This is a genomic window from Drancourtella massiliensis (genome assembly GCF_016900655.1).
Lineage (GTDB): Bacteria > Bacillota > Clostridia > Lachnospirales > Lachnospiraceae > Sellimonas > Sellimonas catena.
Genome location: NZ_JACJKH010000001.1, coordinates 174,965 through 190,496, shown reverse-complemented (window position 1 = coordinate 190,496; position 15,532 = coordinate 174,965). Strand labels below are relative to the sequence as shown.

The 15,532-nt window shown below is 34.9% G+C and carries 12 protein-coding genes; all 12 read right to left on the bottom strand.

What is annotated here, in order from left to right:
* Positions 1-100 precede the first annotated feature (100 nt).
* A complete protein-coding gene (locus H6A32_RS00905) occupies positions 101-4,924 on the bottom strand; it encodes an NlpC/P60 family protein (RefSeq protein ID WP_204863538.1) in 4,824 nt (1,607 codons plus the stop codon).
* Complete coding sequence (locus H6A32_RS00900; RefSeq protein ID WP_204863537.1) at positions 4,921-6,012, bottom strand: TDP-N-acetylfucosamine:lipid II N-acetylfucosaminyltransferase; 1,092 nt, start codon at positions 6,010-6,012, stop codon at positions 4,921-4,923. Before H6A32_RS00900 ends, H6A32_RS00905 begins: the two co-directional genes overlap by 4 nt.
* Position 6,013: 1 nt before the next feature.
* Positions 6,014-7,297: an O-antigen ligase family protein gene (locus tag H6A32_RS00895; RefSeq protein ID WP_204863536.1), complete on the bottom strand. Its 1,284-nt coding sequence runs from the start codon at positions 7,295-7,297 to the stop codon at positions 6,014-6,016.
* A 12-nt stretch (positions 7,298-7,309) separates the two neighbouring features.
* Positions 7,310-8,410: a DegT/DnrJ/EryC1/StrS family aminotransferase gene (locus H6A32_RS00890; protein WP_204863535.1), complete on the bottom strand. Its 1,101-nt coding sequence runs from the start codon at positions 8,408-8,410 to the stop codon at positions 7,310-7,312.
* Between the two features lie 14 nt (positions 8,411-8,424).
* Entirely contained in the window at positions 8,425-9,054 is a 630-nt protein-coding gene (locus H6A32_RS00885) for an acetyltransferase (RefSeq protein WP_204863534.1), read from the bottom strand.
* Complete coding sequence (locus H6A32_RS00880) at positions 9,051-10,511, bottom strand: lipopolysaccharide biosynthesis protein (RefSeq protein WP_204863533.1); 1,461 nt, start codon at positions 10,509-10,511, stop codon at positions 9,051-9,053. The genes H6A32_RS00885 and H6A32_RS00880 overlap by 4 nt, the downstream gene beginning before the upstream one ends.
* Complete coding sequence (locus H6A32_RS00875) at positions 10,511-11,917, bottom strand: AMP-binding protein (protein WP_204863532.1); 1,407 nt, start codon at positions 11,915-11,917, stop codon at positions 10,511-10,513. Before H6A32_RS00875 ends, H6A32_RS00880 begins: the two co-directional genes overlap by 1 nt.
* 12 nt (positions 11,918-11,929) lie before the next feature.
* Positions 11,930-12,682 (bottom strand): SDR family NAD(P)-dependent oxidoreductase, encoded by a 753-nt coding sequence (locus H6A32_RS00870; protein WP_204863531.1) that lies wholly within the window; start codon positions 12,680-12,682, stop codon positions 11,930-11,932.
* Between the two features lie 11 nt (positions 12,683-12,693).
* Complete coding sequence (locus H6A32_RS00865) at positions 12,694-12,933, bottom strand: acyl carrier protein (protein WP_204863530.1); 240 nt, start codon at positions 12,931-12,933, stop codon at positions 12,694-12,696.
* A gap of 63 nt (positions 12,934-12,996) precedes the next feature.
* A complete protein-coding gene (locus H6A32_RS00860; protein ID WP_204863529.1) occupies positions 12,997-13,626 on the bottom strand; it encodes a sugar transferase in 630 nt (209 codons plus the stop codon).
* A gap of 9 nt (positions 13,627-13,635) precedes the next feature.
* A complete protein-coding gene (locus H6A32_RS00855; RefSeq protein ID WP_204863557.1) occupies positions 13,636-14,883 on the bottom strand; it encodes an aminotransferase class V-fold PLP-dependent enzyme in 1,248 nt (415 codons plus the stop codon).
* A 76-nt stretch (positions 14,884-14,959) separates the two neighbouring features.
* Positions 14,960-15,472: an antiterminator LoaP gene (gene loaP / locus H6A32_RS00850; RefSeq protein WP_204863528.1), complete on the bottom strand. Its 513-nt coding sequence runs from the start codon at positions 15,470-15,472 to the stop codon at positions 14,960-14,962.
* Positions 15,473-15,532 lie beyond the last annotated feature (60 nt).

Genomic DNA, 15,532 nt, shown 5'->3' with positions numbered 1-15,532 from the left:
TCACGTATTGCAGGATATGTGAAATGTTACGGGATCTATATTTTCAGGTCAAACTTTTGGAATCTCCTATTTAGAAGCCTTGCTCTCTATTTCTAGTTAATCACTCAAAAGAATCAGCAATTCGTACGACCATATTAATAATTTTCATATCGGATAATTCCATTTGATGTACAACAATTCCTTCTTTTATGGATGCTTCTACAACAATTCCATCCCCCATATAAAAAGCAACGTGATGTATTTCATTTGTAAACTCACAGTTGTCATCACCACATAATGGTTGCGTATAATATAAAAGATCGCCTGCTTGAAGATTGGAAATATCTGTATAAACAGGAAATTCTCCCGTTTGTCTAAAGTATTCAGCTTGCTTTTCCGCCCATGCCTCCAATTCTATTCCTACAGAATTGAGTATGTTGGAAATTAATTGACTGCAATCCATTCCCTGTGTTGGATCATATGCGTAAGGTTCTCCCAAATATTTCATTGCTTCATTAATCATGACAGAAGTTAGGTTATCACTTTTTACTACAACTTTTCCTTCTCCAGTTTCATCAAAAGTATACTGCACACCTTCAATTAATCTAGTTCCATTAACAACCATTCCTTCTATGCCATCAAAGTAATACAATTTCTTTCCAAAGGATCTTAAACCTCTATACAAATTTCCTGTAGTTTCATCAAAATATAGCTGTTTCCCATTATATTTTTGTAATCCATATAGAATATCTCCATCTCCATTAAAAAAGAAAGTTTGTCCTGTTTGTACCTGAAATACCCCTATCATATTCTCTCCAGAAGAATCATCGAAATAAAATTTATTATTATCAATGGAAATATAACCCTTATGCATAATCCCATTAGATGGATAAAAATAATATTTTTTACCATTAATTTCTTGTAATCCTTCGGCTCTTCCCCACTCAGTGAGATAGTACGTATATAACTCTGTGTCTACAAATCCCAGTCTTCTTTCAAAATTTTCAGGATCGAAATAATACTCACGATCTCCGATTTCAATAAACCCTTTATATGCGGCACCTGTAGATGCCTGGAAATAGTAGGTTTTTCCCTCAATATCCTGAAGTCCCTCTAATCGTTCTCCAGTCTGAGGACTAAAATAGTACAGTTTCCCATCGATAGTCTGAAAACCAGTTTCACGTTTTCCTGAAGCTTCATTAAAAAAGTACTCTTTTCCATCTATCTGCCGAATACCTTTTAACATTATGCCAGTCTTTTCATCAAACAAATAGTACTCTGTCCCTATTTTCTGTAAGCCTTTTCGCACTCCTTTCAGATCACCAAAATAAGTTTTTCCGTTGACAGAAAAAAAGCCTTGTTTCATAACCATACTTTGTTCATCAAAATAATAAGACTTATTATCAATAATCGTAAAGCCACCTATTGCTATTTTTGTTTCTCCAAAATAATAAATATTCCCATTTATATTTAAAAATCCATTATATGCAGCTCCTGTCTCTAGATTAAAGAAATATAATTTATCTCCAATCTCTTTTAATCCGGTCTGCATAATCCCAGATTCTGGATCAAAATAAAAAAGTTCTCCATTAATATATTGAAGTCCTTTCATCTCTTTTCCAGTCTGCATATTAAAGCCATGATTTACTCCATTTATAGAAACAAATCCCTTACAAAGCTTTCCAGATACATCAAATACATAATTACTACCATCTATCATTTGTATTCCAGTTAAAGCTCGACCATTCTGATCAAAATAGTAAACGGATCCATTTTCAAAAAGCCATCCCTTATGATTTCCACCATTTGGCTCATAATAATAGATACCTTCTAGTTTCTGAATCAAGCCATATTCATTTATTCCTGTTTGAGGATTAAAATACCATCTTTGATCTTCAATTTCCAGTTTACCGTAAAGTCTCTTTCCACTTGACTTATCAAAATAGTACAGATGATCCCCTACTTTTCTTAATCCAGTCAGCATAACTCCATTATCAAAGTCAAAATAATAGTAACTTTCTCCTATTTTTTGAATTCCTTTTAATAAAGCGTTGTTTTTGATATAATATGTGCACCCTTCTAAACGAAAAAATCCATTTTGAGAAGTGAGTGCCTCTTCCAAGGCCTTCTCCAGTTCGGCTCTATTTTCTGCTGTACCTCCTTTAGGAAGGAAATAAAATTTATTTCCATTAATGTCTTTTAAGCCTTTAACCATTTCTCCGGTGGATTTATCAAAATAATATCTTTTTCCATTGATAATTGCATAACCATATTGGATTGTTCCAGATTTCTCATGGAAATAATATGTTGTTCCATTTACTGTTCTTAAGCCCTTTAGCACATTACCATCTAACTTAAAATAGTATTCATATTCTCCAGATGAATATATTCCTTCAAGTACTTCTCCCGTAATAGGATCTAAATAAAATCTTTTCGTTCCTTCTGGATAAAAACCAAGTCTCATTGAACCTGTTTCTCGGAAATTATATTTTTTCCCTCCAATTTCTTGCCATCCTGACAAAGCTCCGTTTTCACCATCAAAGAAAAATCGAAATCCTTTATAATCAACAAAGTTTCTGACCGCAATTCCAGAATCGGGATCAAGATAATACAATTTACCACTGGATATTTGTCTCCAAACACCTTTTTGTAAAGTACCTGATGTTTCATCAAATGCATACCAATTTTCCCCTATTTTTTGCAGTCCTTTTAAAGCACCATTATTCCCATCAAAATAGTATGTATATCCATTTCCTGGCGAGATGAAACCAACCGATGCTTTTTTGTTTTTTTCATCAAAATAGTAAGCAATATTGTTTACTCTTTTAAATCCCGACATCAATGTACCACTGCTACTCAAATAATATTTATCTCCTTCGATTGTCTGCAAACCTGATTTTGTCCCATCTTTTCCATAAAAGTAGTATGTCAAATTATTAATCGGTACAAATCCAGTAACTGCTGCCCCATCAACCGGATCAAAATAGTAAGCCCGATTTGGATTATCTCGTTTAAATCCAGTAAACATAACTCCGTTTGTATTAAAATAATACAATTTGTCGTCAATTATCTGGTACCCTTTTCTTGCTCCATCCGTTCCATCAAAATAATACGTAAATCCAAATTCTGATGTCACAAATCCCGTAATTGCTTCTCCAGTTGCAGTATCAAAATAGTAAGTTGTATCTCCTTGTTTATATATTCCTGTTTTCATAATTCCTTTACTATCAAACAAATAAAGATTCCCTTCTATTTCTTGCAACCCTACCACCATTTTTCCGTCTTGATCAAAATAATACTTATTACCATTCTTTTCTAAAAATCCAACATATGCTTCTCCTGTATTATCCTCGAAATAATAGGTGTTTTCCGAATCACTCCAAAATCCAGTGACCATACTTCCATCCTGATCAAACGCTTTTTTCTTTCCTTCTATATCTTGAAGGCCTGTCTGCATAATCCCTAATGAATTAAAAAAATACAACTTATTATTAATTTGTTGTTCTCCCGTCACGGCTTTTTTTGTTTCTGGAGAAAAATAGTATTTTTGTCCATTTATCTCTTGCCATCCAGTCATCGACACACCAGTCAGTGCGTTAAAAAAATATACTTCTTCATTTATCCTCTGAAGTCCAGTTTTAAATCCGCCATTTTCCAAGATATAAATGTAGTACCCTGATCCAAGTTGTATTAATCCATTAATCTTTTCTCCCGTGTCCATGGAAAAATAATATCTTTTTCCTGAAATATTTGTCAGACCTCTTGCCATTTCTGAACTTTCTGGGTAAAAATAGTATTCTTTATCATTAATGATTTTCCATCCACTATATGCCCCATCTTTTCCTTCAAAGTAGTAGGTTTCTCTGTTACCTGGACTAATTAATCCTGTTTCTGCAGCTCCCGTTTCTAAATTAAAATAATATTTTTTACCAGAGATAGTTTTTAATCCCTTTACAAGTTTTCCATCCCATCCAAAATAATAACTACTGCCGTTCTCATCATAAAACGTATACGATTGCAGAACACCTTCGTGATCAAACAAGTAAATGTCTCCGTCTACTTCGCTTTTCCCCGTGAGAGCTCTTTTTGTAACAGGATCAAAATAGTACTTCTTTCCATCTACTACTCTCCAATCAGACATAGCTGATCCAGTATCCGTATTGAAAAAATATACTTCTCCCTCAATTTTTTGCAATCCCTTTAAGACATCTCCTTCTGGAAGAAAATAGTATATGTATCCATTTCCCGGATTAATTAAACCGGATTTCATTTCTCCCGATTCTGGGTCAAAATAATATCTTTTATTATCAAGAATTTTTAGTCCTCTTGCTTCACTACCGTCCGATTGATAGTAATACTTTTTCCCATCGATTTCAATAAATGTATTTTTTTGAGCAATTCCATCCTGATTAAAGTAATACCATTTTCCGTCAACCTCATGTCGTCCAATGTACGCTTTCTTTGTCACTGAATCAAAAAAATATTTTTGATTATCAATAATTTTCCATCCTGAATAAGCTGCTCCACTTGTCTCATTAAAAAAGTAAATTTCTCCCTGAAGTCGAACTAGCCCTTTTAGCACATCTCCATCCTGCAAAAAATAATATGTATAACCATTATCTGCGTCGATCAATCCCCATTCCTGCTGTCCATTATCTAAATTAAAATAGTAACGCTTTCCATCAATAATAGTGATTCCCGTTTGCATTACTCCAGCAGAATTAAAATAGTATGTATGACCACTTATTTCCTTTAGCCCCTTTGCGAACGTGCCGTCTTCATACTGGTAATAAACATTTCCATTTTTATTAATGAATCCTTGGGTAATCTCTGCCTGAATAGTTGAATCTATTTTAGTATCATTTGCCAAAGCATTCGCATGAATTCCAGTCACAAGACAATTTAAAAACAAAAACGCCAAGACTGGCTTTACTGCCCTTCTCATTTATTATCTCCTTTTGTCATCTGGTAAAACACTTCTTTCCACAATTCTAAAACATGATCTTCATCACGACTCTCTTTAATGCACTTCTTGTTCCAAAGTGCTTCTTCCTTATTAACCGTGATAAAGGTTTCAAAGGACTCTTGACAAATTTCATTCACTCTATGCATCTTGCATTTTAGGTCTTTGACATAATACTCCCACATGGTAGTATCATCTCTTATATACACCTTTTTCATTAATAATAGCAATTGATTAATGTTTCCCATTGCCTGTTGTCGATTATTATTAAAAATTCCTACATGAATCGTTTTTAAGAATTCTGTATATTGATCTTTATTCATAAATGACCGCATAGGTATGAATTTTTTTCCAAAAATATGCGCTCCCATCTGCTCGATTTCGTCCGCATATTTCTCTGGCCCATATGATAAAGGTACATATATTTTTATATTTTTGTCTTTATACTTTTCCAACAATTTAAATGCTTCTTTATGCTGATTTGATTCTGTAGCAGAATTTCCAAGCAAGATCTTAATTGTACCATGTAAAGACTCTACAGCATCATTTTCTATATTCTTCGGTGCTCTCATAAGAAGCGGAGAAGGATATACTACTCTTAAATGTTGCCCCCTAATATTGTAGGCCTTTTTAGCCATCTCATAGTCTCCATCTACCAGTGTTGTAATAAATGGAAACTGTGATGCAATTGCTTTTTTCATGGAATCAACTAATCTAGTATAGAATGTCTGTTTTTTATCTCTTCTTCCATAGACGTCTCCTCCCCAGATCAGCCAGTTCGTTTTTCTTAAAAGCCATGGCTGAAAATAGAAAAATGCAACTGTTTTCCCTGAAAACAGTCCATGTGCAATAATATGATCCGCTTTATTCATATAGCGGATCATATCCACAATGCCTTTAACACTATACCATTTTCTGACTCTTATAATATTTTCTGCTTCTATTACTTTTTTACAAGTTTTCCCATTTGGTCCTATCACAAAAACATGCTCTTTTTTATTACAATATTTATTCACTAATGTCACATATTCATTGACAATTGGAGATGCATTCATAATATGAACAATCATTTTATTTACCTACTCTCTTTCCAATAAGTCCTCCGCGATTCACACGAAATTTCCCTTTCCTTTTTTCCCAGTTCACAAAAATCGCAATTGCTCCCCAGAAATATGGTTCATACCAAAATGACATAGAAATTAATAATTTTGCAGAAATAGACAAACAAATAATAAATAGTATTCTGACACTCCTGTTTTTGGAAAAAATAATCAGTCTAGTGGCATTTATGAAGAAAATCAACGATAATATTACCGCAATAACAACTCCAAAAGTGACCATAAGTTCCAGAAAAATATTATGAGAATATCCCCATGCAAACCTTCTTCCAATTACATATCTATCCCCATATAATCCCCATCCAGTTATCGGATTTTCTTGAATCAAACTCCATGCCATCTCATATATTTGTGTTCTTCCATTATTATCAGTAACATTCCCTTCTAAGATCATTTGGATACTTCTGGAAGATATACCAAACGAGGAAAGTACTGACTGAATTATTTCTATAATTCGTGAAAAATTAAACCAAATCAAAGCAAATGCTATACTGATACTTCCTAAAACTATCATCAGTCGCTTTATATTGTTTCTCATAAACTCAATCAAAATCAAAATTCCAAAAATACCAATGCAAAGAAGCGGTCCTCTGGATCCTGCTATCAGGCACATAGCAAAACTAATACCTGCTACAAGATAATACCGAATCTTCTTTTCATACAACGCCAGATAACTAAAGATCATAATTGTAAGCAGAAGGTCATAACCAAAGTCCATACTATAGGACGCTTCTACATTCGTCAGCGTTTGTGCAGAATAAACTAACCAGTAACCTCGAATTGTAGAGATTACAAAAGTTCTGGCGCAATAAAAAAACATAATATATCCAGCTATCTTCATACAATTCAGGATTTCATCCGGATCATCTTGAATTCTCAAAAAAAGATATAAAAAAAGACCTCTATCCGGACGCAGGATTCTTTTCCATACTCCATAAACTGGATGATGAAACCATTCCTGATATTCAGGATGAAAAAAAGCTGTTACTGCATAAAGTAAGATAATTCCTAAAACAATTATTAGAAAATCCACCGGAAACTCTTTGACTGAAGTTATACAAAAATAAATAATCAACGGAATATAAATTACTGCTATTGTAATGATCCAATAAAAATCTTGAAGTTGAAGAACACTAAGTATTTTCTGAATCACCCAGTAAACTACATCAATACATAGAAATAAAATCAAACAGTAATTTCTTATATTCTGCTTTTTTATTTTTAATTTTTTTCCCAATTTTTCACTCCCTTAATTGTGATAGGAAAGAATAATATCACATATTCTATCAACATCTTTCAATGAAAGATCCGCATATAGTGGTAATGTTAATACCTGACGTGAAATTTTATAAGCAATAGGAGTATCTTGAATTTTAAAATGTTCGCTATAATTTGGAATTTCATTTGTTAATGGATAAAAATACTTTCTTGCATTAATTCCCTGTTCTTTTAAAGCATCTCTGATATTATCCCTAGTATATCCCAAAACTTCTTCATCAAATAATACTGGGAAATATGAATAATTTGGAATCACATCCGCCTGTACTGGAGATAATTTAATTCCTTTTTGGTTCTCCAGACGTTCTCTATATCTTTGTACGACATGCTTCCTCTTCTCAATCTCATTATCCACATGTCGCAAATTACACACACCCATTGCTGCCTGAAATTCATTCATTTTTGCATTGCCACCAATTTCGTCAATATGATCTTCATCAACAATTCCGAAATTTTTTAATCTTTCCATTTTTATTCCCAAATTCTTATCGTGATAGCATACTGCGCCGCCTTCAATTGTATTGAAAACTTTTGTCGCATGAAAGCTGAACATAGATGCCTCTCCAAAATTCCCAATACCTTTTCCACGATATTTTATTCCAAATGCATGTGCTGCATCATATACTACTTTTAAACCATATTTATCTGCAATTTTTTGAATCTCCTCAATATTACAGATATTTCCATACACATGAACAGGAAGTATTGCACAGGTTTTATCTGTAATCAATGACTCAATTTTATTAATATCTATTGTAAAATCGTCTTCATTGATGTCACAGAACACTGGTGTTAATCCACAGCGTACAATAGCCTGCGTTGTTGATGCAAAAGTAAAAGGAGTGGTAATCACCTCTCCTTTCAAATCTAAACCATCTAAAATTGTCTCTAAAGCCAAGTGGCCATTGGTAAACAAAGAAATATTTTCAACACCAAGATAATTTTTTAACTTTTCTTCTAATTCTCTGTGAATCGCTCCTCTGTTTGTTAACCATTTAGTATCCCATAATTTCTTAATTTCTTCCGTATATTCTTCAAATTCAGGCATTGAAGATCTTGTAACATTAATCATTTTCCTTTACCTCACTATCTCATTTCTCTTGCTGGATTTCCAAAAACTCTTTTGTTTTCCTCAATATCTTTGATAACTACGCTTCCTGCACCTACGTAAACATGATCCCCTATTGTTACGCCAGGAATAATCGTCGCGCCTCCTCCTACAAAAACTCCCTGTCCCATAGTGACATGTCCCATAACCGCACACATAATACTTACAGTACTATAATCTCCAATCTTGCAGTCATGCCCTATTTTAGAGTTCGTATGTACATAGTCTCCGACCTCACAGTTAGGTCCTAAAATAGCATCGTGATATAAAATCACCCCTTTTCCTATTTTGCAGTAATCATTTATCTCTACATTCGGATGAATAACTTGGGCAAACTTGGCTCCCTTCGTTTCTAACTTTCCTATCAATTTTCTTTTAATATCAGGATCCGCTACTGCACATACAAATTCTTCATTTTCATTCGGCTGCCAATCTTCTATTGTTCCGATAATCTCGTATTCATCACTGGTCAGTGCTTTTATATCTACTCCGTAATCCGCTATAAATCCCTTGATATTCCATTTTTTTTCTACTTTATTAATCTCTTTTAAAACCTGAAGCACATCTCTTGCAGCACTTCCGGCTCCAACTATTATAATATCTTTCATATTTTCTTTTTACCTCTTATCATGTCTAATATTGTATTTTTTAAATAATAAAAACATTCAAATCGAAATACGGCTGATGCTCCTACATAAATAATGACCCCTACTATAATCTGGATAAATAAAATAAATAGATTATTAATAGGAAGAAATTGAATCGGATATACAATCGCTCCCATTACAATTGAAAGAATGAAGGATGGAAATATATCTTTCCATTGTTCTGCTATAGAATAATCTAAATATTCTATATTAGGGAACGCATTGATAACTGTTGAAAGAAGCCCAGTAATCACACCACCAAAAGTAAACCAATATATTCCAAAAGGAAGTGTACAAATCATAATTGCAACCCCAAGTATCTTTTTTATAACTTCCAGTTTTAAATAAACTTCGCTTTTCCCCATAGCACAGATCACCTGCAAATTTGCCGAATGAATAGGGTATAATGCATAAATAAAACAGTTAATCTGCAAAAACGGAACACATCCTAACCATTTATCCGTCAAAAGCAACGATACAAGTGGTCCTGCAACTACACCAAGTCCCATCATTACCGGAAATACAACATACGAACTTGTTACAATAGATCTTCTGGTCATACTTTTTAAAATTTTTTTATTCTCTTGTTCCCTGGAATAAGCAGGAAGCATTACCGATTGAATGGCACCATCAATACTCATAATAATTGTGTATGAGAACTGTTTGCCACGGTTATAATATCCAAGCGCATTCGCACTAAATACTCTTCCAATTACCAGACTGTATATATCTCCGTAGATCAAATTAATTAATCTTGATACTAACATTTTCCATCCAAATGAAAATAAAGTTTTAATACTCTGGATAGAAAATCGTAAACTTGGTCTCCATTTGACAACAAACCAGAGTACAATACAACTGATTAGATTGAAAAAGAGCTGCTGTACAACTAATGCCCAGACGCCTGCCCCCATATAGGCTAAAATGATTCCACTCGTTCCTGAACAAATAACTGCACTCATATTGCTGATCAAAAGTTTATAAAACTGAAGATTTCTAGACAAAATAGCAATCTGAATCGAGTTTACTGCTCCAAGCGGAAGTAACAAAGCCAATACTCTTAACACCGGAATCATCTTAGGCATTCTATAAAAATCACTAATAGCTGGTGCTGATAAATACAGTACAACATACAAAAAAATAGATAAAACTAATGTTACAAAAAAAGCAGATGAAATGTCGATCTCATCTACTTCTTTTTTTTGAATCAGTGCTGTATTAAATCCATTTTGTATCATTGCATTTGCAATATTTACAAAAACAATCAGTAACGAAATAATGCCATAGTCTTCCGGCAAAAGAAGCCTAGCCAGAACAATTTGAACAATAAAATTAACTCCCTGATATCCTATTCTTTCAAAAAATTTCCATATTAAAGAGGAAATCACCTTTTTCTTTGTTGTATCTTGATTTGCCATTATAACTCCATTTTGTTCAAAACCGCGTATTTAATCTTTCCAGACTCATTTCTAGGAATTGCTTCTATTACAGATATCTTCATTACATTCTGCATGAGATGAAGTTTTTCACTTAAATATTTTAATATATCTTTAGAATACTGCTCTTCTGTAATAAAAATTTTCAAGCATTTATCATTACCTGTACATGCACAGTCAATTGCAAATTTCGTCTTGATCAATTTTTCACACTGGTCAAGACTAATTCTATGACCATAAATTTTTAAAAATCTAGAAATTCTTCCTATAATGTAATAAAATCCTTCAGAGTCTCTTCTTGCAATATCTCCTGTTCTATACTCCCCTTTCCAAACATCTCCTAACTTTAGATCTTCTTTACAAATACCATACCCCATTGTTACGTTAGGTCCTCGATATCCCATTTCTCCTTCCGCTTCCATCTCTTGGATTTCCTGTCCGTTCTTATCTATTAGAAAAAGTTCACCTTCCGGAATGGCTTTACCAATACTTCCACATTTTTCTTTTGCTCTATCTGGATCAAGATAAGCAAGTCGCGCTGATGTTTCTGTAGTTCCGAATGTCGCACAAAATCTCTTGTTATATTTTTGGGAATATTCAACCAGATCCATAAACATAGTATCTGTAAGCTTTCCTCCCCCTTCTGCTAACGTAGTTAAGGTTGGAAATTCCTTCTTATTAAATCTCAACTTGAAAAATACTTCATAGCTAAAAGGTACACCTGTAAAATTTGTTGCTTTCTGCTCTTCAATATAGTTCCAAAAATCTCTACTAACCAAATTCTGAGTTGTCATAATCAATGTGGCTCCAACATATAAATGGGTATTGATAACATTAAGCCCCATCGTATACTGCATAGGAAGATCGATGACTGGTCTTTCCATTTCTGTCCATCCAAATACTTTCGCAACATTTTTTGCATTTGCTTCCAGATTTCCATATTTATATCGAACCAACTTTGGACTTCCTGTAGATCCAGAAGTCGTTAATAGAAGAGAAAGTTTTTCATTAATTTCATACTGTTTATATTCTGTTTTTACAAGCTTATATCCCGCTTTCTGAATTATCATCTCAGTTTGTAATGGTAATTCTTTCTCTTCTGGGCACCAAAAAAACTGGGGTTCATATGTCTCGATTAATTTAACAAGTAATTCTTGATCTGTATTTGCTGCAAGTAAAAGAGGAACAATTTTATGAGACAAACAACCAATATATCCTGACAAAGCTCCAATTGTGTTTTCACATAAACAGAATATAATACTTCGTTCCGGAATGGCTTCGACTATTTCATTACTTAAATCACATAGCTCTCCATATGTAATTTGCTTCCCTGTATCTTCTACTGCTGCAATTCTTTTCGGATCTTTTTTATCAATATCTAAAAACATCTTATTTCCCTCCTACATAATTGTACAGCCATCGACTGCCAATACCTGACCCGATACATATTCTGACAAATCGGAAACAAAAAAAGCACAGGCTTTTGCAATATCTTTTGGAACTGCAATTCTTCCCATACAAATATTATTAATTCTATTTTGCAGTTTTTCCAAATCCGCAGCATCCATCATGTCAGTCTTGGTTAAACCTGGAGCAATAGAATTTACACGGATTTTTTTAGGTGCCAATTCTTTCGCTGCTGATTTAGTCAAGGCAATAACTGCTCCCTTGGTAGCAGAATATACCAGTTGACCTTTATTCCCTCTAAGCCCAACCATAGAAGAAATATTTACAATGCTACCACCATTTTCCTGACGTCCCATAATTCTGCTTACGGTCTGCAACATTTCTATTGTTCCAAATACATTAACTTGAAACATTTTTTCCATATTTGATTTTGAAATCATTCCTATTAATTCATTAAACTCAATCCCTGCGTTATTAACCAAGAAGTCTATTTTCCCACTTTCTTGTTTTATCTTCATTATTTCTTTCCGTACCTCATCTGAATTTGTAATATCAAATTCAATCGGTTTTACATTTTTCTGAAGATCTTTATCTAATGTTTCGATCCACTCATGCATTTTTTCGATATTTCGATCATTTGCATAAACAGTTGCTCCACATTCAACAAAAAATTGGGAAATCATCGCCCCGATACCTCTTGCTGATCCAGTAACAATTCCCACTTTTCCTTCTAATAATGTTTTCATTTATTTTCTCCTTAAAACTCAACTCCATATTTTTTTAAGATATTGATTCCATTTAAATACGACCCATAATTCAGAATGTCATCTGTCTCAAACATAATTCCAAATGTATCTTCTAATTCTGCAATTAATGATAAGTGTGTCACTGAATCCCATCTTTCCTCTCCTGCAAATGAAAAGGACTCATTTAATTCCTCTTTTTCTACCTGAAATAAATCCATAAAAATTTTCTGATACTTTTCTAAATTACTCATTTCTTTACTTCCTTTCCTTTTTGTGAAAATATATAGTAAATGCCATCCAAAGGATCACATTAACTACTGATTGTTGTTTCCTTCAAATGGTTCCATTGTCACAGACGTTTCACTAGTAATTCCTTCTCTTTTTAAAACAGTTGCAATTGTTTTTAGAAAAATTTGAACATCCATTCTAAAAGATAACTTTTTTACATATAATGTATCTAATTTAAATTTTTCTTCCCAGGACAAATGATTTCTGCCATTTACTTGGGCAAGACCTGTTAAACCAGGTCTAACTAAATGACGTTTCCTTTGTTCACTATTATATAAGGGCAAATATTTTGTAAGTAATGGACGCGGCCCGATAATACTCATATCACCTTTCAATATATTAAACAACTCCGGAAGTTCATCTAAACTTGTACGCCTTAATTTCTCTCCAAATACTGTCATTCTTTCTTCATTGGAAAGTAAATCGCCATTTATATCTCTTTCATCTGTCATGGTGCGAAACTTGTAAAGTTCAAAAATTTTTTCTCCTTTTCCAGGCCGTTCCTGCTTGAAAATCACCGGACTTCCAAGCTTGATTTTTACAAGTCCTGCTGTGATCAACAACACCGGACTTAATACAATAATTCCACCTAACGCACATACAAAATCCAGTGGTCTTTTTATGCACGCCTCATAAAATCCTTTTCTTCTTCTCATATCAGACACCTACTCAAAACATCCCTTCACAATCTCGATCACTTTCTCCTGCTCTTCCACCGTCATTTTATTATCACTCGGCAGACACAGTCCCCTCTGAAAGATATCCATTCCCACATCCAGCGGTCTTCCATCCTGTCCTACGGTTCCCCCTGCAATATAGGCATTGGTCTTTGCCCGTCCATTTCCTTCTCTTGTGACAAATCCGTTCATCCTGTAAATCGGCTGCATGTGCATCGGTTTCCATACCGGACGTCCTTCTGCGTTATAGGATGCCAGTGTTTCCAGGATCTCTGTCGGACAGCTCTTTCCCGGCTCACTGATATACAGTGCTTCCTGTTCTCCCCGTACCTGCTTGCACATAGCTTCCGGATCGATTACTATACAGCTCAGCCAGAAGTTCGGCTCACTGTTTTCTTCATCATATGGATTCATTTTCACTGGAAGGTCTTTGAAGCCTTCTTTATATCTCTCATAAATTGCTTTCTTCTGTGCGATATGTTCCTCCAGGTATGGGAACTGTCCTCTGACCACTCCTGCAATCACGTTACTCATCCGGTAGTTGTATCCCAGTTCCTCATGCTGGTACCACGGTGCGTTTTCTCTGGACTGAGTAGACCATTTCCGCACTTTCTTTGCTGCTTCTTCATCATCTGTCAGAAGCATTCCTCCGGATGATCCTGTGATAATCTTGTTTCCATTAAAGGAAATGCAGTTATACGTTCCAAAAGTTCCAGTCTGGACACCTTTATAGGTTGCTCCGAGAGATTCTGCGGCATCTTCAATAATAACTGCGCCATGTCGGTCACAAATTTCCCGGATTTCATCGATTTTTCCCGGTGTTCCATAAAGATGTGCTACAACAACAACTTTTACTTCCGGATAGAGTTCAAACGCTTTTTCCAAGGACACCGGATCCATATTCCAGGTGTCGTACTCTGTATCGATAAATACCGGAACACCGCCTTCATAAACAACCGGATTCACCGTGGCATCAAATGTCATATCTGAGCATAACACCTTATCTCCCGGCTTTACTCCTGCCAGCTTCACCGCCATATGAAGTGCTGCTGTTCCGGCTGATAATGCCACCGCATACTTACAGCCGACTTTTTCACAGGCAAGCCGTTCTGTCTCATTAATATTTTCCCCAACGGTTGACATCCAGTTGGTTTCATATGCTTCTTTTACATACTCCAGTTCCGGGCCGTGCATGGTCGGACTGGAAAGCCATACCTTTGATGAAAATGGTTCCATCTTCTTACTCATCTTCCCTCACTCCTCTTTTTTTCCACTAAAAAAAGCCCGGAAGTTTTTCCAGACTGTTTTTCCTTTATTTTTCAATTTTTTCTATAATTTCCAGACCTGCCTGGGTCTCCAGGATTCTCCCGAACATCGGGATCTCAAGGCTTGCTTTTCGCTTATGCCGGTCGATTTTGCGGATCATGGCTTCGCGTCCTTTCAATGGGCCATCGGTGATCCGGATCCGGCCGTTTTCAATGATCCCGGTTGACATCTCAACAACCTGTTTTTCTTTTCCAAATTCGGTCAGGAAGTCTACTTCCTCCTGTTTTAGCGGAATGATTTCCCGTCCTGTCCCGATCAGCTTTGTAAGGCCGATCACATTTTTCAGGCCAAGATACAGTTGTTCCATTTCGTCTGTAATCATGAAAACGTATCCTGGAAACAGAATTTTCTGCTCCAGATGCCATTCTCCTTTGTACTTCTTCATTGATTCATAGTAAGGGATAAAGCAGCGCTTTAAAATCCCGTGATCGATCGTTTTTTCACATTGTGTGATGATCTCTTCCTCGGTACCTGTGCGTACCTGTACTACATACCACATAGAAGTCCTCTTTCTTCAAATGAGGCCTTGTCGTATTTCATTTCATTAAATTGTGAGGGA